This is a genomic window from Modestobacter excelsi, assembly GCF_005930495.1.
Taxonomy (GTDB): Bacteria; Actinomycetota; Actinomycetes; order Mycobacteriales; family Geodermatophilaceae; genus Modestobacter; species Modestobacter excelsi.
In genome coordinates, this window is the sequence record NZ_SJEX01000065.1 from 1 (window position 1) to 21,574 (window position 21,574).

Consider the following 21,574-nt stretch of genomic DNA (forward strand, 5'->3'; position numbering starts at 1 on the left):
CCCCGACGGTGCCCACCCCCACCGCGGCGGCGGACGGCCGGCTGTCGGCGGACGAGGCCGCGTCCGCCTCGGCCGCGACGGCCCGCCCCACCCCGCAGCCGGCCGCGCAGGGGACCGGCTCCGGGTCGCCGGTCGTCCCCCTCGCGCTGGCCGGGGCCGCGCTGCTCATCGTGGCCGCCACCGTCCTCGGCGTGCGGCAGGCGGTGCGGCCGGTGGCCGTCCCGCCCGCCCGGGGTGACGCGCGTCGTCCGCCGTCCCGTCGTCCCCTCCCCCATCGTCCGGGTCCCGGCGCCGGTCCGGGCGGGCCCGGAGCAGCAGCCGGCTCCCCAGCGCACCCGTCAGCGTCCCCACCGCCAGCAGCCCGAGGGCCACGCGTCCCGGCGCCGGACCCGACGTCCGGACCCGGGCGGGGGGCTGAGCGGCCACCGGCGGCTGCGGGACCGCCGGAGTAGGCGGAGCAGCGGTCGCCGGGTCGGGGACGGCGGGGATCGTCGCCGTCCAGGACGCCGTGTAGAAGGCGAACCGGGCGACGACGTTGATCCAGACGATCAGCCCGACGAACCCGCCCAGGGTCTGCGCGGTCACGTTCGTGCCGATCCGGGTCAGGTACCAGTTGCCCACGAGCTTGAGCACCTCGAAGCCCACCGCCCCGAACACCGCCCCGGGCAGCAGCAGCCGGACCGCCGTGGTGTTGTCCGGCACGCCCTTGAGCAGCCAGAGGAACACCAGCACGTCGCCGGCCAGGGCCAGCGCGATGGCCACCCCGCCGGTGAGCAGCGAGTACCCCGGGACGCCGTCGACCCCCAGCAGCTCCAGCACCCAGGACGACGCCGCCGTCGCCCCGGTGGTGAGCGCGATGCTCAGCACGCCGGCGGCGCCCAGACCGAGCAGCGCCCCCAGGTCCTTGAGCCGGTCGACGAGGAAGTCCGGCGGGTCGGGCCGGCCGCGCCACACGACGTCCATGCCGACCCGGAGCTTGTCCATCGCCCCCAGCCCGACGAACAGGAACCCGGCGAGCCCGATCACCCCGAACGTCGCCGCCCGGTCGATGGCCGCGCTGGCCTGGTCGGCGAGGTCCGCGCCGGTCGACCCGGGGACCGCATCCCGGATGCCGCGGATCAGCTGGTCCTCCAGCAGGGCGTTGCCGCGCAGCACGAACCCGGCCACGGAGGCCACCAGCAGCAGCACCGGGAACAGCGCCAGGAAGACGTAGTAGGTGACCCCGGAGGCGAGCAGGTCGCCCTGCACCCGGTTGTAGTGGCCGCCGGCGTGCACCAGGTGGTCCAGCCACGGCCGGCGGTCCCGCTGGCGGCGCAGCCGGCCCCGGGCGGCGGCCAGCACCCGGCTGGCGGGGTCGGTCAGCGGGGCGGGCCGGTGAGGGGGTACTCGCGGGCCACGGCCCACGCGCCGTCGGGCAGCTGCTCGAACTCGGTGAACGAGGAGACCCGGAACTCCGCCTGCAGCTCCGCCAGCCCGGCCGAGGCCATGTCCAGCATGTCGGCCGGGACGTCGTGGGCCACGGTCACGTGCGGGTGGTACGGGAAGCCCAGCGGCCGGGCCAGCGGTCCGCGGCGGACGTCACCGGCGATCCGCGCGCACTCCGCCACCCCCTCGGCGACCGCGACGAAGACGACCTCGGAGACCGGGCGGAAGGTGTCCGTGCCCGCCAGGTGCAGGTCGAAGGGGGCGTGCGCGGCGGCCACCGCGGCGAGGTGGGTGGTGATCGCCGCCCGGTCGTCCGCCAGCACCTCGGTGGGCGGCAGCAGCGTCACGTGCGGCGGCACCAGGCTGGCCTGCGGGTCGCCGCACTTGCCCCGCCACTCCACCAGCAACTGCGCCCACGGTTCCGGGATCGACACCACCACGCCGAGCACGGCGGTCTCGGGTTCGGTCCGCGGGACCGCGATCGACCTGTGCACGAAGGTGTCATCGGCGCGCAGCGGTCGGCTGGTCACGTCAGCGGCCTCCGGCGGCCGGCAGGAAGCCCACCCGGTCGTAGACCGCGGCCAGCGTCGTGGCGGCGACCTCGCGGGCCCGGGCGGCGCCGGCGGCGAGCACCCGCTCGAGCTCCGCGGTGTCGGCCATCAGCTCCGCCGTGCGCGCCTGGACGGGAGCCAGCGCGTCGGTGACGACCTCGGCCAGCTCCTTCTTCAGGTCGCCGTAGCCGCGGCCGGCGAAGTGCGCCTCCAGCTGGGGCACGGTCTGCCCCGACAGCGCGGCGTGGATGGTCAGCAGGTTGGTCACACCGGGCTTCTCCACCGGGTCCGCGACCACCTCACGGCCGGTGTCGGTGACCGCCGAGCGGATCTTCTTCGCGGTCACCCTCGGGTCGTCGAGCAGGTTGATGCAGCCGGCCGGGGGCAGGCTCTTGCTCATCTTCTTGTCCGGCGACTGGAGGTCCAGGACCTTCGCCGCGCCCGGCGGGATGTAGGCCTCGGGCCGGACGAACGTGTCGCCGTAACGGCTGTTGAACCGGGTGGCCAGGTCGCGGGTCAGCTCCAGGTGCTGGCGCTGGTCCTCGCCCACCGGGACCCGCTGGGCCTGGTACAGCAGGATGTCAGCGGCCTGCAGCACCGGGTAGGTGAACAACCCCACCGACGTCGCGGACGTCCCCTCGCGGGTGCTCTTGTCCTTGAACTGGGTCATCCGGCCGGCCTCACCGAAGCCGGTCAGGCACTGCAGCACCCAGGACAGCTGGGTGTGCTCGGGCACGTGGCTCTGCACGAACAGCGCGCTGCGGGCCGGGTCGACGCCCAGCGCGAGCAGCTGGGCGGCGGAGACCAGGGTGCGCCGCCGCAGGACGGCCGGGTCCGGCTGCTCGAGGGTGATCGCGTGCAGGTCGACGACGCAGTAGAAGGCGTCGTGGTCGTCCTGCAGCGCCACCCACTGCTTCAGCGCACCGAGCAGGTTGCCGAGGTGGAAGGAGTCCGCCGTCGGCTGGATGCCGGACAGCACACGGGGAGCAGGCACGCCCTCCATCGAACCACGCGCCCCACGCGTCACCGCTCAGGTGCCCGCGGCTCCTGCGGGCTCGCTGGTCAGGACCCCGTCCAGCGCGCCGAGGAAGACGTCGTCCTCCTCCGGGGTCCCGACGGTCACCCGCAGCCCCTCACCGGCGAACGGCCGGGTGATCACCGCCCGCGCCTCCAGCGCCGCCGCGACGTCGGTGGTGCGCTCCCCCAGCGGCAGCCAGACGAAGTTGGCCTGGCTGTCGGCGACCGCGAGGCCGCGGCGGCGCAGCTCCCCGGTCAGCCGGGCCCGCTCGGCGACGACGGCGACGCAGCGCGCCCGCACCTCGTCCTCGCTGGCCAGTGCGGCCACCGCGGCGGCCTGCGCGAGGGTCGAGACGCTGAACGGCACGTGGGTGCGGCGGACGGCGTCGGCGACGGCCGGGTCCTCGGCCAGCAGGTAGCCCACCCGCAGCCCGGCCAGGCCCCAGGCCTTGGAGAAGGTGCGCAGCACCGCGACGTTGGGGCGGCCGCGCATGAGCTCGACGCCGTCGGGGACGTCGGGGTCGGTGACGAACTCCCGGTAGGCCTCGTCCAGGACGACGAGGGTGGAGGCGGGCACCTCGTCGAGGAAGCGCTCCAGCTCCGGCCGGCGGACCGCCGTCCCGGTCGGGTTGTTCGGGTTGCAGACGAACACCAGCCGGGTGGTCTCGTCGATCGCCGCGGCCAGCGCCGGCAGGTCGTGGGTGTCCGGCGCCGCCCCGGGCGACCCCGGGACCAGCGGCACCTGCTGGGTGCGGGCGCCGGCGACCTGGGCGAGCAGCGGGTACATCTCGAACGACCGCCAGGCGAAGGCCATGCTGGTGCCCGGGTCGTTGTAGGCCTGGGCCAGCTGCTGGCAGACCGTGACCGCCCCGCAGCCGGCGGCCACCTGCGCCGGGTCGACGCCGTACCGCTCGGCCAGCGCCGCGGTGAGCACGGTGGCCCCGTTGTCGGGGTACCGGTTGGTCTCCGCGGCGGTGGTGGCGATGGCCTGCAGGACGGCCGGCAGCGGCGGGAAGGCGACCTCGTTGCTGGCCAGCTTCACCGCCCGCTCGACGCCGATCTCCCGGGCCAGGTCGGCGGGGTTGCGACCGGGCCGGTACGCCGGCATCGCGGCCACGGCGGGACGTGCGCTGACCACGCGGGGCTCCTCCTCCGCACGTCCGGGCCGCACCCCGGAGGGGCGCTGTCTAGGCTCGCACCATGCGCGTTCTCGTCACCGGCGGCGCCGGGTACATCGGCAGCGTAGTCACCGCGGCCCTGCTCGAGGGCGGCCACGAGGTGACCGTGCTGGACGACCTGTCGACCGGCCACGAGGACGCCGTCCCCGAGGGCGCGACGCTGGTCCGCGCCTCGCTGCACGACTCGGCGCCGGTGCTCGCCGACGTCCGCCCCGAGGCCGTGCTGCACTTCGCCGCCAAGAGCCTGGTCGGCCAGAGCCAGGAGTCCCCGGAGCTGTACTGGGAGAACAACGTCGGGGGGTCGCTGGCGCTGCTGGAGGCGATGCGGGCCGCCGGCTGCCGGCGCATCGTCTTCTCCTCGACCGCGGCCACCTACGGGGAGCCCGAGGAGGTGCCGATCCTGGAGACGGCGCCGACCCGGCCGACCAACACCTACGGGGCCAGCAAGCTCGCCGTCGACGCGATGCTGACCTCCTACGCGGTCGCGTACGACTTCGCCGCGGTCAGCCTGCGGTACTTCAACGTCGGCGGCGCCGCCTACGGGCGCGGCGAGCGGCACGCCACCGAGACCCACCTCATCCCGATCGCGCTGCAGGTCGCGGCCGGCACCCGCGAGGCGCTCACCGTCTACGGCCAGGACTACCCGACCCCGGACGGCACCTGCATCCGCGACTACGTGCACGTGACCGACCTGGCGGCCGCCCACCTGCTCGCGCTGCCGGCCCCCGCACCGGGCGAGCACCGCATCTACAACCTGGGCAGCGGCAGCGGCTTCTCCGTGCAGGAGATGGTCGACGCGGTGCGCACGGTGACCGGGCACCCGCTGCCGGTCGTGATGGGCCCCCGCCGCGCCGGCGACCCGGCCCGGCTGGTGGCGAGCTCCGAGCGCATCCACGCCGACCTGGGCTGGACACCGGTGCACACCGCGCTCACCGCGATCGTCGCCGACGCCTGGGAGTTCGCGCAGCGGCGCTAGCGCCTACTGGCGGGTGGGGGCCTGCGGGGCCGGCTCGGCCGGGTCGGCGTCCTGCTGCGGTGCGGCGCTGACCGAGATCCGGGCGATCCGCCGTCCGTCGAGCTCGAGCACGGTGAGCGTGCGGCCCTCGACGTCGACGGTGTCCCCCACCACCGGCAGCCGGCCGAGCTCGGCCAGCACGTAGCCCGCGACGGTCTCGTAGGGCCCCTCCGGGAGCTCGAGCCCGGTGGCCTCGGCGAAGTCGTCGAGGTTCCAGAGCCCGTCGACGTCGTGCGGCCCCTCGGCCGGCTCGTCGGACTCGGCGGTGACGTCGTCGTCGTACTCGTCGTAGATGTCGCCGATGACCTCCTCGATGAGGTCCTCGAGGGTGACGATCCCGTCGGTGCCGCCGTACTCGTCGACCACGATCGCGAAGTGCCGGTTCTCCTTGCGCATCTCGGACAGGGCGGTCAGCACCCGCGCCGTGCCGGGCAGCCGCTTCACCTCGCGCGCCAGGTCGCCGACGGTCGCGGCGCGACCGGCCGGGTGGTTGGGCAGGAACAGGTCGCGCACGTGCACGAAGCCGACGACGTCGTCCTCGTTGCGACCGGCGACCGGGTACCGGGACCAGCTGGAGTCGGCGACCTGCTTGGCCGCGCGGCTGGCCGTGGTGCCCGCGTCGAGGAAGTGCACCTCGGTGCGCGGGGTCATGACCTCGCGGACCTCGCGGTCACCGGCGCGGAAGACCTCGTCGATCAGCCGGCGCTCGTCGGAGGACAGCGACTCGTGCGCCGCGACGAGGTCGCGCAGCTCCTCCTGGCTGATCGACTCACCGCTCGCCCGGGGGTCGCCGCCGAGCAGCCGCACCAGCACGTTGGTCGACGCCGAGAGGAACCAGATGATCGGCCGGAACAGCTTCGCGATGGCGTTGAGCGGGGCGGCCACGATCAGCGAGAACCCCTCGGCCCGCTGCAGCGCCAGCCGCTTGGGGGTCAGCTCACCGACGACCAGCGACAGGTAGCTGATGGCGATCGTGACGGCCACGAAGGCGAGCGGGTCGGCCAGGCCGCGGGACATCCCGAGGGTGGTGACCGCCCAGTCGGCCAGCGGCGCCGACAGCGTGCTCGCGCCGAATGCGGCGGAGAAGAAGCCGGCCAGGGTGACGCCGACCTGGACGGCGGCGAGGAACTGGTTGGGGTCGGCGAGGAGCTTGTTCAGCGCCTGTCCGCGGCGGCCCGTCTCGGCCAGAGCCCGGACCTGCGACTCACGGAGGGACACCAGTGCGATCTCGGCGCCGGAGAACGCGCCTCCGATCAGCACGAAGGCGATCACCATGACGATGTTGAGCCAGACGTCGCTCACGAGCGGCGCGCTCCTCCAGATGTGGTCCTCGACGGGAGTGTCCCGTGACCGACCACGGTAGTGGCTGCGGCAGTGCGCAGATTCGACTGATCAATGGCGCACAGCGCCGGGGTGTTCCCCGCGCGACACTCCGGTGACCGACCGCACCTGGTTACGCTCTCTCGGTAACGATTCGTGATCTGCCGTGAGGACCTCCATCGTGCGCTCCCGCTCCCTCCCCCCGTCCGCCCGACTGCGGGGGTGGCGCCGGCTGTGGGCGCCCCTGGCGCTCTCCTGTTCCGTGGGCTCGGTCGCGCTCACCGCCGCGATCGGCGGAGGGTCGCTGCCGGGCATGGACGACGCCTCGAGCGCGTCGGCTCCGCAGCAGAGCTCCTGGGCACCGGCGGCTCCGACGACCGTCAGCAGCAGCCCGTCGTCCCCGGTGCCGCCGGTGGTGGCGCCGCCTTCGCCGACCGCGGTGCTGCCGACCTCGATCCCGCCGACCTCGATCCCGCCGACCTCGATCCCGCCGACCTCGTCGACGACGCCGCCGACCACTGCGGCGACGACCCGCGCGGTCCCGGCGCCTCGCACCACGGCCACCTCCTCCGCCCCGGCGGCGCGGAGCACGACGCGACCGGCGCCGACGCGTTCGACGACGACCGTCCCGGCCCCGGTCCCGGCCCCGGTCCCGGTCCCGGTCCCTGCTCCGGTCCCTGCTCCGGTGGGGACGACGACCGCGAGAGCCACTCCCCCGCCGGCTCCCGCGCCGGCTCCGGTCCTGGCTCCCGCGCCCGCACCGGCTCCTGCCGCCCCGGCGGCCACGCCCGGGCTGGAGGGGCAGGTGCTCGCCCTGGTCAACGCGCAGCGGGCGTCGGCCGGGTGCGCCCCGGTCACCGCCGATGACCGGCTGGCCGCGGTCGCCCGGGCGCACAGCGCCGACATGCGGGACCGGCACTTCTTCTCGCACACCAACCCCGACGGCCTGAACCCCTTCCAGCGGGCGGAGGCGGCCGGCATCAAGTACGCGCGGGCCGAGAACATCGCCTCCGGGCAGCCCGACCCCGCTGCCGTGATGGCGGCCTGGATGGCGAGCGACGGGCACCGGCAGAACATCCTGAACTGCTCCCTGCGCACCCTCGGCGTCGGCGTGGCCCAGGGTGCCGGCGGCCCGTGGTGGACCCAGCTCTTCGGCGCCTGATCCCGGCCCGGGTGTGATCACCTCGGGTCAGTGGTGGTGATCCGGCGTCGCTGGCCACTGCTGACCCGAGGTGATCACCGGAGTTCGGCGCGGAGCCGGGCCAGCAGCAGCTCGGGCCGCCGCAGGTCGGCTGCGGTGACGAACACGACCCGCCAGCCGGCCGCGGTGAGCCGGTTCAGACGCTCCCTGTCCCGACGGAACTGACCCGGCTCAGCATGCCAGATGCCGTCGTACTCGAGCGCCAGCCGCTGGGCGACCCAGGCGAAGTCGACCCGGGCCACGAACGCGCGGCCGTCCCGGACCACGTACTGGGCCACCGGATCGGGCAGGTCGCTGGCGTGGAGCACCAGCCGGAGCCGGGTCTCCTGCGGCGACTCGGCGAGACCGTCGGCCAGGGCCACGACCTCCCGGGCCAGGCGGCTGCCCCGACAGCGCGGCAGGTCAGCCACTGCCGCCCGGACGGCTGGCAGCTCTGCCACGCCGGACGCCACGAGTCGGTCGAGCACGATGACGGCCTCCTCCACCGGCCCTCGCCGGGCGAGGTCGACGGCGGTCCGGACGGGCGTCGTCCAGCGGAGGAAGGGACCGCGGCCGACGACGTCGCCGGCCAGGGGTGCCGAGCGCACCTGGATCCCGGGCGCAGGGTCCCAGCGCAGCGGCGGCGGCAGGACGACCTCCACCGGGTCCGTCGGCCCGGCCGCATCCGTCAGCCCGCACAGCACCGCCGCGGTCCGGCCACCCAGCGCGGCACCGCGAGGCATGACCAGGCTGACGGCGCGGGCGTGCAGCAGGTGGCCGTCCGGCTGGCGGGCGTCGACGTACACGTCCTCCCGTAGTCGCCGCCACGCACTGCTGCGGAGCTGGTTGCGGGTGAGCACGCCGCTGTCCACCGCCCAGGTGCCGCGGAAGACCCGCCCGTCGAGGAGCTCCGGCCGATGCGGGGGGCGAGACACCTGCGCAGCCTGGCCGCTCCATGACGTCGTCCCCGGCCGTCGTCCACAGGCTCGATCACCCCGGGCTGGTGGTGCTCATCCAGCGCTGGGTGACCACTCCTGAGCCGAGGTGATCACCGGGCGAAGCACCCCCGAAGGCACCGCGACCCCCTCACCCGGTGGGTGAGGGGGCCGCGGACGGGGTCCTCCGTCAGGCCATGGCCTTCTGCAGGTTGCCGTCGATGGCCGCCAGGAAGTCCTGGGTGGTCAGCCAGGGAGCGTCCTTGCTGATCAGCAGGGCCAGGTCCTTGGTCATCTGACCGCCCTCGACGGTCTCGATGCAGACCCGCTCGAGGGTCTCCGCGAAGCGGGTCACCTCGGGGGTGCCGTCGAGCACGCCGCGGTGGGCCAGACCGCGGGTCCAGGCGAAGATCGACGCGATCGGGTTGGTCGAGGTCTCCTTGCCCTGCTGGTGCTGGCGGTAGTGCCGGGTCACCGTGCCGTGGGCGGCCTCGGCCTCGACGGTCTTGCCGTCCGGGGTGGCCAGGACCGAGGTCATCAGGCCCAGCGAGCCGAAGCCCTGCGCGACGGTGTCGGACTGCACGTCACCGTCGTAGTTCTTGCACGCCCAGACGTAGCCGCCCTCCCACTTCAGCGAGGCGGCGACCATGTCGTCGATCAGGCGGTGCTCGTAGGTGATCCCGGCCGCGTCGAACTTCTCCTTGAACTCGGTCTGGAACACCTCCTCGAAGATGTCCTTGAACCGGCCGTCGTAGGCCTTGAGGATCGTGTTCTTCGTCGACAGGTAGACCGGGTAGCCGCGGTTGAGCCCGTAGTTGAGCGAGGCGCGGGCGAAGTCCCGGATCGAGTCGTCGAGGTTGTACATCGACAGCGAGACGCCGGCGCCCGGGGCCTGGAAGACCTCGCGCTCGATCGGCTCGCCGCCGTCCTCGGGGGTGAAGACGACCTTCAGCGTGCCCGCGGACGGGAACGTGAAGTCGGTGGCGCGGTACTGGTCGCCGTAGGCGTGGCGACCGATGATGATCGGCTTGGTCCAGCCCGGCACCAGGCGCGGGACGTTCTGCATGATGATCGGCTCGCGGAAGATGACGCCGCCGAGGATGTTGCGGATCGTCCCGTTCGGGGAGCGCCACATCTTCTTCAGGCCGAACTCCTCGACCCGGGCCTCGTCCGGGGTGATGGTGGCGCACTTGACGCCGACACCGTGCTGCTTGATGGCGTTGGCCGCGTCGATCGTGACCTGGTCGTCGGTCGCGTCGCGGTTCTCCATGCCCAGGTCGTAGTACTCGAGGTCGACGTCGAGGTACGGGAGGATCAGCTGGTCCTTGATGAACTGCCAGATGATGCGGGTCATCTCGTCGCCGTCGAGCTCGACGACCTTGCCCTCGACCTTGATCTTGCTCACAGAGTTCTTCTCCTTGTGCTCTTGTGGCCCCGCTGCAGGGTCCCGCCGCGAGCTTGCGAGCGGTGGGGGGCAGGGGGGTCCTTCTTCAGAGGTCTGGCCTACAAGTCGGCGATGTCGGCCTGCTTGGCGCGCACGGCCTCGGCCGCCTCACGCAGGCCTGCGAGCTCACTCTCGGCCAGGTCGCCCTCGACGACCCGCCGCACACCTGCACGGCCGATCTCGGCCTCGACCCCCAGGTAGACCCCGGAGATCCCGTACTCGCCGTCGACCCAGGCGCAGACCGGCATCACGGCACCGGAGTCCTCGATCACGGCGCGCGCCATCCGGGCGGCGGCCGCGGACGGCGCGTAGTAGGCGGACCCGGTCTTCAGCAGCGCCACCACCTCGGCGCCGCCGTTGCGCGTGCGCTGGACCAGGTGCTCGATCCGGTCGGCGGCCAGCACGTCGGACAGCGGCTTGCCGTCGACCGTGCAGCGCGACGGCACCGGCACCATGGTGTCCCCGTGCGACCCGAGGGTCAGCGTGCGGACCGAGCCGACCGGGACGCCGAGCTCCTCGGCGACGTTGTCGGTGAAGCGGGCGGTGTCCAGCATCCCGGCCTGGCCCATGACCCGGGCCTTCGGGAAGCCGGTCGCCAGCTGCGCCAGGGCGGTCATCTCGTCCAGCGGGTTGGACACCACGATCACGACGGCGTCCGGTGAGGTCTGCGCGACGTTCTCGGCGACCTGGCGGACGATGCCGGCGTTGGTGGCGATGAGGTCCATCCGGCTCATGCCGGGCTTGCGCGGCAGACCAGCGGTGATGACGACGACGTCGGAGTCCTCGGTGCCCGCGTAGGAGCCGCCGCCGACGCCGACGACGCGGGTCTCGAAGCCCTCGATCGGCCGGGACTGGTTGATGTCCAGCGCCAGGCCCTCGGGCCTGCCCTCCACGATGTCGGTGAGGACGACGGTCTCGAACACGTCGTACTCCGCGAGTCGCAGCGCGGTGGTCGACCCGTAGAAACCGGCACCGACCACGGTCACCTTGCCGTTCCGGGCCCGTTCTGCCATGCCCGCCAACCTAGCCCCGGGCGGCGTCCCCCGGCCATGCGGGGGCTGCTCCGCGCTGGTCAGGTGTGCGGGATCGCCAGCGCGATGACCGCGACGGCCACCCCCGTCGCGAGCATCAGGGCGACGTCGACCGGCCGGCTGCGGACGGCGAGGAAGCCGATCCGGCGGAGCGGGAGGAGCAGCCGGAAGAGCCCGGCCACGACCACCGCCAGGCCCATGACGACCAGGCCGCTGCGCCACCGCTCGGCCGCGACCAGCAGCAGCCCGCACCCGACGGTGACGAGGACGACCAGCAGCGGCCACTGCCGCAGGAACCCGGCGATGAGAGGCCGCCGCAGGTACAGCGGCCGCCGCGGGGTGCTCCCCGGGCGCCGGACCGGGCGGGTGGCCGGGCCGGTCATGCCGACAGCGCCTCGACCCCGGCGGCCTGCTCCGCGGCGAGGACGACGTTGGCCAGCAGCATCGCGCGGGTCATCGGGCCGACGCCCCCGGGGTTGGGCGCCACGTGCCCGGCCACCTCGTGCACGTCGGCGGCGACGTCCCCGGCGATCCTGCCGTCGACCCGGCTTACCCCGACGTCCAGGACGGCGGCCCCCGGCTTGACCATGTCGGCGGTGATCAGGCCCGGCACGCCGGCCGCGGCGACCACCACGTCGGCGGCGCGGGTGTGCGCAGCCAGGTCGCGGGTGCCGGTGTGGCACAGGGTCACGGTGGAGTTCTCGCTGCGGCGGGTGAGCAGCAGGCCCAGCGGCCGGCCCACGGTGATGCCGCGGCCGACGACGACCACCTCGGCACCGTCCAGCGGGACGTCGAAGCGCCGGAGCAGCTCCACGATGCCCAGCGGTGTGCAGGGCAGCGCGCCGGGGACGCCGAGGACCAGCCGGCCGAGGTTGACCGGGTGCAGGCCGTCGGCGTCCTTGGCCGGGTCGATCCGCTCCAGGACGACGCTCTCGTCGATCCCCTGGGGCAGCGGCAGCTGCACGATGTAGCCGGTGCACGCGGGGTCGGCGTTGAGCTCGTCGACCACCGCCACGACGTCCTCGAGCCCGGCGGTGGCCGGCAGCTCGCGCTGGATGCTGGCGATGCCCACCTGGGCGCAGTCCTGGTGCTTCGCCGAGACGTACCAGCGGCTGCCCGGGTCGTCCCCGACGAGCAGCGTGCCGAGCCCCGGACGCCGTCCGACGGCGGCCAGCGCGGCCACCCGGTCGGTGAGCTCCGCCCGGATCGCCGCTGCCGTCGCCTTGCCGTCGAGAGTCGTCGCCACCACGTGTTGCAGTCTGCCGCACGCCGGTGCCCGCCCTAGGCTCGGCGGCACCGACAGCCGCGTCTGTCACGCCGCCCGCGCGCGGAGGAGGCCCCCCATGAGCGACCCCGACGGCCGGTCCCGCGACGACGCCGCGACCCCGCACGGCAGCACCGGCTACACCGGTGCCCCGCTGCCCGGGCAGCCACGGACCGAGCAGCCGACCGACGTCGCCCCGGCACCGCCCCGCGAGGACACGGTGACGTACCCGTCCCCGCGGCCGGTCGACGACCAGCGCTCGGACGACCCGCTGGACGACATCGCGGAGTGGGAGGACGACGGGACGGCGACCCGGCCGGACTACCGGGACTCCCCCGTCGTGGTGCGCCGCGCGGACACCCTCGCCGGCCTGCTGCTCCTCCTCGCCGGGATCGCGGCCGGGGTGAGCCTGCTCGTGGTGTGGCTCCACGGCGGCGCGACCGGGCTGGACCTGCTGCGCCAGGGCACCGACGACCTGGACAGCCCACAGCAGCTGGCCGACGACGGCGGCTGGGAGGTGCCGGCGGTCGTGTACGGCGGCGCGGTGCTGTTCGTGCTGGGCCTGCTGGCGTACGTGCCGGCGAAGACGCACCGGCTCCTCGGGGCGCTGGCCCTGCTGGTCAGCCTGGTGGTCGCCGCCGGTGTGCTCGTGCCGCTGGCCGACCTCGACTGGGACCTGCAGCGCTGGGCGGTCGGCGCCTGGGCCGCCGCCGCGGTCGCCGTGCTCGGGTTCCTCGGCGCGCTCAAGGCCCTGTCGACCTCCCCGCGGAGGAGGTGAGCCCGGGCGCTCAGTCGACCAGGGCGCCGTGTGCCCGGGCGAAGGCGACCGCCTGGAGGACGTCCACCCGGACCCCGGTGAGGTCGAAGCCTCGCCAGTTGACCCCGTCGGTGTCCGCTCCGCGCAGGTCGGCGCCACGCAGCCGGGTGGTCTGCAACCGCGCGTGCCGCAGGTCGGCGCGGGTGAGGTCGGCGCCGGTCAGGTCGGCGTCGGTCAGGTCGGCCTCGCGGAGCTTCTGCCCGGAGAGGTCCACCCCGGACAGGTCGACGCCGCGCAGCGAGGCGTAGGACCAGTCGGAGTCCACCGAGGTCATCGGCCGCATCGTGGCGCCGGGGAACTGCGAGCCGGTGAGCTTGCAGCCGGTCCAGCGCACGTCGAAGAGCCTCGCCCGGTCGAAGCGGCAGGACAGGAAGGCCGTCCCGTCGTGCGCCGAGCCGGCCATCGCCACCCCGGTGAGCACGCACCGCTCGAAGACGCACCGCCGGGTGACCAGCTCGGCCAGCTGCGCGTCGTCGAACCGGCAGTCCACGAAGGTGACCCGCTCGAGCACCGCGCCGTCCCAGTCGACGCGGGCGAGGTCCTCGTCCTCCCAGACGCTGTCCGGCTCGGGAGGCGCCACGTGCGGTCGGGTGGTGCGCACTAGTGGGCGAAGTGGCGGGTGCCGGTGAGGTACAGCGTCACGCCGGCCGCCTCGGCAGCGGCGACGACCTCCGCGTCGCGCACCGACCCACCCGGCTGGACGACCGCCCGGACCCCGGCGTCCAGCAGCACCTGCAGGCCGTCGGCGAAGGGGAAGAACGCGTCGGAGGCGGCGACCGCACCGGCGGCACGCTCCCCGGCGCGGGCGACGGCGAGCCGGGCGGAGTCCACCCGGTTGACCTGGCCCATCCCGACGCCCACCGTGGCCTTGTCGCTGGCCAGCAGGATGGCGTTGCTCTTGACCGCCCGCACGGCGCGCCAGGCGAAGACCAGGTCGTCCATGCCCGCCGCGTCCACCGGCCGGCCGGTGGCCAGCGTCCAGCTGGTCGGGTCGTCGCCGGGGGCGTCGATGCGGTCGGCGGTCTGCAGCAGCAGCCCGCCGCTGACCGGCCGCAGCTCGACCGTCAGCCGCGGCGCCTCGGGCATCAGCAGCAGCCGGATGTTCTTCTTCTGGGTCAGCACGGCCAGCGCGTCCTCGGTGAACGACGGGGCGACGAGCACCTCGGTGAAGACCTCGGCGACCTGCTCGGCCAGGGTCAGGTCGACCTCGCGGTTGGCCGCGATGACGCCGCCGAAGGCGGACACCGGGTCGCAGGCGTGCGCCTTGCGGTGCGCTGCGGCGATGTCGGCGCCGACGGCGATCCCGCACGGGTTGGCGTGCTTGATGATCGCCACGCACGGGTCGTCGTGGTCGTGCGCGGCGCGCCAGGCGGCGTCGGTGTCGACGTAGTTGTTGTAGGACATCTGCTTGCCGTGCAGCTGCTGGGCGTCGGCGAGCCCGGGCTGGCCGCTGCGGTAGAGCGCCGCGCCCTGGTGCGGGTTCTCGCCGTAGCGGAGCACGTCGGCGCGCTCCCAGCTGCCGCCCACCCAGGTCGGGAAGCCGCTCTCGTCGTCCGGGCTGAGCACGTTGCCCATCCACGAGGCGACCGCGACGTCGTAGGCGGCGGTGTGCCGGAACGCCTCGGCGGCCAGGCTCTGCCGCTGGGCGAGGGTGAAGCCGCCGGCGGTGACCGCTTCGACGACCTCGTCGTAGCGGCCGGGGTCGACGACGACGGCGACCGACGGGTGGTTCTTCGCCGCGGCGCGCACCATCGCCGGGCCGCCGATGTCGATCTGCTCGATGCACTCGTCGGGCGAGGCACCGGAGGCGACCGTCTCGCTGAACGGGTAGAGGTTGACCACCACCAGGTCGAAGGGCGCGATGCCGAGCTCGTCGAGCTGGCGGACGTGGTCGGCCTTGCGCCGGTCGGCGAGGATCCCGGCGTGCACCGCGGGGTGCAGCGTCTTGACCCGCCCGTCCAGGCACTCCGGGAAACCGGTGACCTGCTCGACCGGGGTCACCGGGAGCCCGGCGTCGGCGATGCGGGCGGCGGTGGCGCCGGTGCTGACCAGCTCGACGCCGGCCGCGGCGAGACCGCGGGCCAGCTCCTCCACGCCGTTCTTGTCGTAGACGCCGAGCAGCGCACGGCGGACGGGGATGCGGTCGCTCATCGGGGGCTCTCCTCGGTGGTCGTGGCAGTGGGGGGCAGCCCGGCGACCACCAGGTCGTCCAGGGTCTGCACCAGGAGCTCGCGCTCCACGGTCTTGATCCGTTCGTGCAGGCGCGCCTCGTCGTCGCCGGGCAGCACCGGGACCGTCCGCTGCGCGAGCACCGGCCCGGTGTCGACGCCGGCGTCGACGAGGTGGACGGTGGCCCCGGTCGTCGGCACGCCGGCGGCCAGCGCGTCGCGGACCGCGTGGGCACCCGGGAACGCCGGCAGCAGGGCCGGGTGGGTGTTGAGCACGCGGCCGGGGAAGGCGTCGAGGACGGCGGGGCCGAGCAGCTTCATGAAGCCGGCGCTGACCACCCAGTCCGGACGCCGGGCGGTGAGCTCCTCGGCCAGCGCCCGGTCCCACGCGGCCCGGTCGGGGTGCTCCCCCAGGGCCTGCACGAACGTGTCGACACCGCGCTCGCGGGCGTGGGCGAGGCCGGCGGCACCGGCCCGGTCGGACCCGACGGCGACGACCTCGGCCGGGTAGCCGGGGTCGGCAGCGGCGGCCAGCAACGCGGCGCACAGGCTGCCGGTGCCGGAGAGCAGGACCACCACCCTCGACCGCGGTGCAGCGGGCACATCGGCGGGCACGGTGGACAACCCTAGCCGGGCGGGCCGGGTGGTCCTCCGTCAGCCTCGGGACCGCCAGCGGCTCACCGCGGCCACCGGGGCGGCGGCGATCCCGGCCTGGGCGGCGATCGACAGCCCGGTCGCGAGCGCGGGTGCGCCGACCTCGGCCAGCCCTGCGTCGCCGAGCCGGCCACCGGCCACCAGCACCCAGAGCCCGCAGAGGACACCGGCACCGACCCCGGCGACCACGCCCCACAGCCCGGCGGTGAGCGCGCCGCCGTCGGCGTCCCCGAGCCGTCGGCCGAGCACGAGACCGGTGACCAGGCCGGCCACCACCGGCAGCGCCTGGGAGAGGAAGGCGAGCAGCGGCACCGCCTGGGTGTCGGGCAGGGCGGCCAGCAGCGGCAGCGCCGGCACGCTGCCCAGCGTCACCCCACCGGTCGACACGAACGTGCCGGCGCCGACCAGGAAGCCCGGTCCCGCGGCGAGGCCCATGACGGCGGCGGCGGCGTTGGGCAGCAGCAGCACGCTCAGGCCGACCAGGCCCGCCGCGCCGGCACTGGCGCCACCGAGCCCGGTGACCAGCCGGCCGGCGGCGTCGACGTCGTCGACCAGGGCGACCGCGATCACCGCGGTGCAGCAGGCGGCGAGGGTCAGGGTGCCGGCGACGGCGGCTCGGAGCAGCGCCCGGCCCGGGCCGGGGAAGCGGTCGGCGAGGCCGGCACCCGCCCCCGACTCACGCAGCGCGCCCAGCCCACCGGCCAGCACGGCGAGGACGAGGGCGCCGAGCACCGACCGCAGCAGCGCGACCGGGGCGCCCGGCGTGCTGACGGCCAACGCAAGGCCGGCGGTCGCGGCCGTGTGCACCACGACGACCACGGCGAGCACCCGGGTCAGCGGACGCGGACCGGAGAGCTCGCGGAGGGCGACCACCGACCCTGCCGCCCGGCTCAGCCCCCAGGCGACGCCGGCGGTGAGCAGCAGCGGGGCCAGCCGCAGCGGACCGGACGGGAGCTCCAGCTCACCACCCTGGGCGAGCAGCCACAGCTGACCGGCCAGCCGCGCGGAGGACCCGACCGGCAGCCCGCCGTCGGGGTCGAGGGTCTGCACGACGACGAGGGCCAGCCCCAGGCCGAGCAGCCCGACCACGGACACCGCGAGGGTGGTCGCCGCGGCGAGCCAGCCTGCGGCCGGGCCACGGCGCTCACCCGGTGCACCCGGCGCCAGGGTCGGCAGGCGCGCGAGCAACGAGGTCACCGGTCCACTGTCGCAAGGCCGGGCGCCGGACGCACGTACCGGGGTCAGCCCGTCAGCGGGCGGGGTCCCCGGCGGCGCCGGTGGGCGGGCCCGCGGGAGGCCGGGTCGGCGGCGGCCCGCGGTAGGGCGACTCGTCCCGCGGCTCCGGGTCGTCGGACGGCGGTACCTCCGCGTCGGGTGCCGCCTCGGCACCGGCCCGGGGACCCGTGGGGTCGGGCGCCGGGCTCCCGGTGGCGGACGCACCGGGCGACGCGGAGCGCCGCAGCTCGGGCAGGAGCCGCAGCACCGCGCCGGTGAGCACGCCGACCGCGGCGAGGAGGGCCAGCAGACCCATGGGGCTGAACCCGACGTCGAGGTCGGACAGCCACTCGACGAGCGTCAGCAGTAACGCCGCCGTCGCCAGCCCGACGGTGACCAGTGACCGGGGGAACCGGACCGGGACGTCGGCGACGGCCGGGAGCACCGCCCAGGCGGTCGCCAGCAGCAACAGCACGAAGGCCACGACGACCAGGCCCGAGTCGAAGCCGTTGACCGAGGCGCCGGGAAAGCGGTAGCCCTGCCCCAGGTCGAAGGCGGCGACGCGGTACCAGGGGACGAGCGCGAACAGCAGGTAGAGCAGGGTGCCGGCGACCACGGCTCGGTCGGCGAGGGCGAGCCGGCCCAGCACCGGACCCCGGGCCCGTCGTCCCGGCGGACCGCCCGGCTCCTGCTCCGGACCGCTCGACGTCATGGTGCGGATCCTCCCAGCGACGGCCGGGGACGCCGCTGCCCGGCACCCCGAAGGGGATGCCGGGCAGTTCGGCCCCCGTTCAGGGTCCCGCGCTGAGCTTGCGAAGGGTGGGGGGAACGGGGGTCCTCCCTCAGGCGCCGAGTAGAACTGGGCGCCTTCCGCCCTCGTTCCGCTCCTCGGTCGCTGGCGCTCCCTGCGATGCTCGCGAGAGCGTCAGGCGCCGACGATCTCCCGCATGAGGCGGGCGGCCTCCGACGGGGTCTTGCCGACCTTGACGCCCGCGGCCTCGAGGGCCTCCTGCTTGGCGGCGGCGGTCCCGGCCGAGCCGGAGACGATGGCGCCGGCGTGGCCCATCGTCTTGCCCTCGGGCGCGGTGAAGCCCGCGACGTAGCCGACGACCGGCTTGGTCACGTTGGCCTTGATGAAGTCCGCGGCCCGCTCCTCGGCGTCGCCACCGATCTCGCCGATCATCACGATCGCCTCGGTCTCCGGGTCCTCCTGGAAGGCCTGGAGGCAGTCGATGTGCGTCGTCCCGATGACCGGGTCGCCGCCGATGCCCACGGCCGTGGAGAAACCGATGTCCCGCAGCTCGTACATCATCTGGTAGGTCAGCGTGCCGGACTTGCTGACCAGCCCGATCTTGCCGGCCTGGGTGATGTTGGCCGGGATGATGCCGGCGTTCGAGCGCCCGGGGCTGATCAGGCCGGGGCAGTTCGGGCCGATGATCCGGGTCGAGCCGCCCTGGGCGTGCGCCCAGAAGTAGGTCGAGTCGTGCACCGGGATGCCCTCGGTGATGACCACGGCCATCCCGATCTGGGCGTCCACGGCCTCCAGGACGGCGTCCTTGGCGAACTTCGGCGGCACGAAGACGACGCTGACGTCGGCCCCGGTCTCCTTCATGGCGTCGGCGACGGAGCCGAAGACGGGCACGGCGGTGCCGTCGAAGTCCACGTCCTGGCCGGCCTTGCTGGGGTTCACGCCGCCCACGACGGCGGTGCCCGAGGCGAGCATCCGCTGGGTGTGCTTGCGCCCCTCGGAGCCGGTCATGCCCTGGACGATGACCTTGCTGTTCTCGGTGAGGAAGATCGACATCTCTGATGAGTCCTGTCTGTGGAAGGACCTCGTCCCCTCACCCCTCGCGAGCTCGGGGCGAGCCTCTGGACGAGGCCGGAGGCTGTTAGGAGGCGGCGAGCTCGGCGGCGCGGCGGGCGGCGCCGTCCATGGTGTCCACCACGGTCACCAGCGGGTGGGCGGCCTCGGCGAGGATCCGCCGGCCCTCCTCCACGTTGTTGCCGTCCAGCCGCACGACCAGCGGCTTGGTGGCCTCGTCACCGAGGATGCCGAGCGCGTGCACGATGCCGTTGGCGACGGCGTCGCACGCGGTGATCCCACCGAAGACGTTGACGAACACGCTCTTCACGGCCGGGTCGGACAGGATGATGCCCAGCCCGTTGGCCATGACCTCGGCCGAGGCGCCACCACCGATGTCGAGGAAGTTGGCCGGGCGGACCCCGCCGAACTCCTCACCGGCGTAGGCGACGACGTCCAGCGTGCTCATGACCAGGCCGGCACCGTTGCCGATGATCCCGACCTCGCCCTGCAGCTTGACGTAGTTGAGGTCCTTCTCCTTGGCCGCGGCCTCCAGCGGGTCGGCCGAGGCGGAGTCCTCGAGGGCGTCGTGGTCGCCGTGCCGGAAGGAGGCGTTCTCGTCGAGGGTGACCTTCGCGTCGAGGGCGAGGACGGTGCCGTCGGGCGCCTTGGCCAGCGGGTTGACCTCGACCAGCGTGGCGTCCTCCTTGGTGAAGACGTCCCACAGCTGCACGGCGATGGCGATCACCTGGTCGCGCACCTCGGCGGGGAAGCCGGCGGCGTCGACGATCTCGGCGGCCTTCTGCTCGTCCACCCCGACGCTGGCGTCGACGGGGATGCGGGCCAGCGCCTCGGGCCGCTCGACGGCGAGCTGCTCGATCTCCATGCCGCCCTCCTTCGAGGCCATGGCCAGGAAGGTGCGGTTGGACCGGTCGAGCAGGTAGGAGAAGTAGTACTCCTCGGCGATGTCGCTGGCCTGGGCGACCATCACGCGGTGGGTGATGTGCCCCTTGATGTCCAGGCCGAGGATGTCCTGGGCGCGCGCCTTGGCGCTCTCAGGGTCGTCGGCGAGCTTGACACCGCCGGCCTTGCCGCGGCCACCCACCTTGACCTGGGCCTTCACGACGACGGGCGCGGCGATCTCGCGCGCGATCGCCTCGGCCTGCTCGGGTGTCTCGGCGACGCCGCCGGGGAGCACGGGAACGCCGTGCGCGGCCAACAGGTCACGGGCCTGGTACTCGAAGAGATCCACGAACAGGCACCGTAGCTCTCCCGACACCGGGTCGCCGCACCGCCTCGGCGAGCGTGGGTCGTATCACACGTCTCTTCCGCCCAGCGGCGTCCGCAGGCGCCGTCCCCGGCCGCCCGACGACCCGCCCGGGGTCACGCCCCGGCCGCTCCGGCGGGCCCGCTCCCCGCCCCCCAGCGCCAGGCGAGCACGGTCAGCGCTGCCGCCCCGACGCCCAGCACCAGCAGGCCCGCACCCGGCAGGGTCCAGTCGACGTCGGGGCCGTGCACCGCGTCGCGCCATCCGGACAGCGCGGCCGCCAGCAGGAACACGGTGACCCCGAGCAGACCGCCCACCGCACCCAGTCGGGGCCGCAGCGACGGGGCGATCACCGAGCACAGCAGCAGTGCCCCGGCCAGCAGCAGCCCGCCGAGGAGCGCCGTCCCCGGGCGCTCCAGCAGGCCCTGCGCCCCCTCCGCGGTGACGACCGTCTCCAGCCCCGTGGTCGGGTCGGTGACCACCCGGTCCGGGACGTCGGCGGCCGGCAGGGCCAGGCAGAGCACGGCGGCCACCCCGAGGACGACGGCGCAGCCGGCCAGCACCGGGCGCAGCGGGTCGAGCGTCCCGCCGTCGTCCATGACCGTGCGGCCCCACGCCACCATGGCCAGGACACCGGCGAGGACGGTCAGCGCGAGCGCGACGACCCCCAGCACCCACCCGGCGCCGATGCCGACGGAGCTGGTGATCACCCGCTCGCCGGCCAGCACCTCGACCGCCGGCCGGGCTGTCGACCCGTGCCCCTGGTAGAGCTCGATCAGCAACCGGCCCACGGCCAGCGCACCGGTGACCGCGGCGTAGGCCAGCCCGAGCCGCGGCACCCGGCCGAGCAGCAGGCCGGTACCCACCCCCAGCGCGGCGACCGGCCCGACCAGGGCGACGACTGCGTCGACCGGCCCGGTCACCGGCGTGACGGCCGTGCCACCCACCACGAGGTAGGTCGGGAAGACGGCGACGGCACCCACCAGGCCGGCCAGGGCGAGCAGGACGCCGACGGCCCGCGCCAGCGGCGGCACCGGTCCGACGACCAGCTGGCCGGCCGGCGCCGGGTCCGGGGCACCCGCCCGGCGAGCCGGGCCGGCACCACTGCGGCCGGCCCCGGTCGTCGCCGACGCACGCCGGGGGGAGGCAGCGGCTCGCCCACCGCCCGCGCGGGAGCGGGCAGGGATCCGGTCACGGGCGGGCACAGGTCCCCTCCTCGGAGTCGTCGTCGTCGCCCTCGGGCGTGTTGTGTGTCAGGTGTGTGACGTCCTGCACACCGGGGCATTAACGTC

General features: G+C 74.5%; 22 protein-coding genes. 3 read left to right on the forward strand and 19 right to left on the reverse strand.

The features are described from left to right. Positions 1-165 precede the first annotated feature (165 nt). The 4 genes from FHL80_RS18465 to hisC are packed head-to-tail and all read right to left on the reverse strand — an operon-like array spanning position 166 to position 4,131. On the reverse strand, positions 166-1,341 hold the full coding sequence (locus FHL80_RS18465) for a YihY/virulence factor BrkB family protein (RefSeq protein WP_138734831.1): 1,176 nt from the start codon (positions 1,339-1,341) through the stop codon (positions 166-168). Between the two features lie 17 nt (positions 1,342-1,358). After that, positions 1,359-1,955, reverse strand: a complete 597-nt coding sequence (locus tag FHL80_RS18470) for a 2'-5' RNA ligase family protein (protein ID WP_138734832.1) — start codon at positions 1,953-1,955, stop codon at positions 1,359-1,361. Position 1,956: 1 nt separating this feature from the next. Next, the gene (gene trpS, locus FHL80_RS18475) at positions 1,957-2,979 is read right to left on the reverse strand and encodes a tryptophan--tRNA ligase (protein ID WP_138734833.1); all 1,023 of its coding nucleotides are present in this window, start codon (positions 2,977-2,979) and stop codon (positions 1,957-1,959) included. A 27-nt stretch (positions 2,980-3,006) separates the two neighbouring features. Further along, positions 3,007-4,131 carry a histidinol-phosphate transaminase gene (hisC, locus tag FHL80_RS18480; RefSeq protein ID WP_138734834.1) on the reverse strand — a complete coding sequence of 375 codons (1,125 nt, stop codon included), beginning with the start codon at positions 4,129-4,131 and terminating at the stop codon, positions 3,007-3,009. Between the two features lie 62 nt (positions 4,132-4,193). On the opposite strand from hisC, the gene galE reads away from it, so the two are divergent. Further along, positions 4,194-5,147, forward strand: a complete 954-nt coding sequence (galE, locus tag FHL80_RS18485; protein ID WP_138734835.1) for a UDP-glucose 4-epimerase GalE — start codon at positions 4,194-4,196, stop codon at positions 5,145-5,147. A 3-nt stretch (positions 5,148-5,150) separates the two neighbouring features. Here the strand turns inward: galE and FHL80_RS18490 are convergent, their stop codons facing one another. Both FHL80_RS18490 and FHL80_RS18495 read right to left on the reverse strand, forming a co-directional pair. After that, on the reverse strand, positions 5,151-6,488 hold the full coding sequence (locus tag FHL80_RS18490; RefSeq protein ID WP_138734836.1) for a hemolysin family protein: 1,338 nt from the start codon (positions 6,486-6,488) through the stop codon (positions 5,151-5,153). 90 nt (positions 6,489-6,578) lie between these two features. Next, positions 6,579-7,097 (reverse strand): hypothetical protein, encoded by a 519-nt coding sequence (locus FHL80_RS18495; RefSeq protein WP_138734837.1) that lies wholly within the window; start codon positions 7,095-7,097, stop codon positions 6,579-6,581. A 214-nt stretch (positions 7,098-7,311) separates the two neighbouring features. On the opposite strand from FHL80_RS18495, the gene FHL80_RS18500 reads away from it, so the two are divergent. After that, the gene (locus FHL80_RS18500) at positions 7,312-7,668 is read left to right on the forward strand and encodes a CAP domain-containing protein (protein ID WP_138734838.1); all 357 of its coding nucleotides are present in this window, start codon (positions 7,312-7,314) and stop codon (positions 7,666-7,668) included. Between the two features lie 74 nt (positions 7,669-7,742). On the opposite strand, the gene FHL80_RS18505 is transcribed toward FHL80_RS18500, so the two are convergent. From FHL80_RS18505 to FHL80_RS18525, 5 genes are all read right to left on the reverse strand, one after another. Next, entirely contained in the window at positions 7,743-8,621 is an 879-nt protein-coding gene (locus FHL80_RS18505) for an endonuclease domain-containing protein (RefSeq protein ID WP_138734839.1), read from the reverse strand. A gap of 190 nt (positions 8,622-8,811) precedes the next feature. Then, complete coding sequence (locus FHL80_RS18510) at positions 8,812-10,026, reverse strand: NADP-dependent isocitrate dehydrogenase (protein ID WP_138734840.1); 1,215 nt, start codon at positions 10,024-10,026, stop codon at positions 8,812-8,814. A gap of 98 nt (positions 10,027-10,124) precedes the next feature. Beyond that, positions 10,125-11,078: a malate dehydrogenase gene (gene mdh / locus FHL80_RS18515; RefSeq protein ID WP_138734841.1), complete on the reverse strand. Its 954-nt coding sequence runs from the start codon at positions 11,076-11,078 to the stop codon at positions 10,125-10,127. Between the two features lie 59 nt (positions 11,079-11,137). Then, positions 11,138-11,479 carry a DUF3017 domain-containing protein gene (locus FHL80_RS18520; RefSeq protein WP_138734842.1) on the reverse strand — a complete coding sequence of 114 codons (342 nt, stop codon included), beginning with the start codon at positions 11,477-11,479 and terminating at the stop codon, positions 11,138-11,140. Further along, the gene (locus FHL80_RS18525; protein WP_138734843.1) at positions 11,476-12,345 is read right to left on the reverse strand and encodes a bifunctional methylenetetrahydrofolate dehydrogenase/methenyltetrahydrofolate cyclohydrolase; all 870 of its coding nucleotides are present in this window, start codon (positions 12,343-12,345) and stop codon (positions 11,476-11,478) included. Before FHL80_RS18525 ends, FHL80_RS18520 begins: the two co-directional genes overlap by 4 nt. Before the next feature lie 94 nt (positions 12,346-12,439). Here FHL80_RS18525 and FHL80_RS18530 point away from each other — a divergent pair, with 94 nt between their 5' ends. Next, the gene (locus FHL80_RS18530) at positions 12,440-13,138 is read left to right on the forward strand and encodes a hypothetical protein (RefSeq protein WP_246078782.1); all 699 of its coding nucleotides are present in this window, start codon (positions 12,440-12,442) and stop codon (positions 13,136-13,138) included. 10 nt (positions 13,139-13,148) lie between these two features. On the opposite strand, the gene FHL80_RS18535 is transcribed toward FHL80_RS18530, so the two are convergent. The 8 genes from FHL80_RS18535 to FHL80_RS18570 all read right to left on the reverse strand — a co-directional run bounded on the left by FHL80_RS18535 (position 13,149) and on the right by FHL80_RS18570 (position 21,487). Further along, the gene (locus FHL80_RS18535) at positions 13,149-13,757 is read right to left on the reverse strand and encodes a pentapeptide repeat-containing protein (RefSeq protein ID WP_246078783.1); all 609 of its coding nucleotides are present in this window, start codon (positions 13,755-13,757) and stop codon (positions 13,149-13,151) included. Between the two features lie 20 nt (positions 13,758-13,777). Then, positions 13,778-15,328: a bifunctional phosphoribosylaminoimidazolecarboxamide formyltransferase/IMP cyclohydrolase gene (purH, locus tag FHL80_RS18540; protein WP_138734845.1), complete on the reverse strand. Its 1,551-nt coding sequence runs from the start codon at positions 15,326-15,328 to the stop codon at positions 13,778-13,780. Further along, complete coding sequence (gene purN, locus FHL80_RS18545; RefSeq protein ID WP_246078784.1) at positions 15,325-15,960, reverse strand: phosphoribosylglycinamide formyltransferase; 636 nt, start codon at positions 15,958-15,960, stop codon at positions 15,325-15,327. Before purN ends, purH begins: the two co-directional genes overlap by 4 nt. A 39-nt stretch (positions 15,961-15,999) precedes the next feature. Beyond that, the gene (locus FHL80_RS18550; protein WP_138734846.1) at positions 16,000-17,196 is read right to left on the reverse strand and encodes a cell division protein PerM; all 1,197 of its coding nucleotides are present in this window, start codon (positions 17,194-17,196) and stop codon (positions 16,000-16,002) included. Between the two features lie 52 nt (positions 17,197-17,248). Continuing rightward, positions 17,249-17,926, reverse strand: coding sequence for a hypothetical protein (locus tag FHL80_RS18555; protein ID WP_138734847.1), 678 nt, complete (start codon positions 17,924-17,926; stop codon positions 17,249-17,251). A gap of 213 nt (positions 17,927-18,139) precedes the next feature. Then, entirely contained in the window at positions 18,140-19,018 is an 879-nt protein-coding gene (sucD, locus tag FHL80_RS18560) for a succinate--CoA ligase subunit alpha (protein WP_138734848.1), read from the reverse strand. Positions 19,019-19,103: 85 nt separating this feature from the next. Next, positions 19,104-20,267, reverse strand: a complete 1,164-nt coding sequence (gene sucC, locus FHL80_RS18565; protein WP_138734849.1) for an ADP-forming succinate--CoA ligase subunit beta — start codon at positions 20,265-20,267, stop codon at positions 19,104-19,106. A gap of 131 nt (positions 20,268-20,398) precedes the next feature. Further along, positions 20,399-21,487 (reverse strand): hypothetical protein, encoded by a 1,089-nt coding sequence (locus FHL80_RS18570; protein WP_246078785.1) that lies wholly within the window; start codon positions 21,485-21,487, stop codon positions 20,399-20,401. Positions 21,488-21,574: the final 87 nt, after the last annotated feature.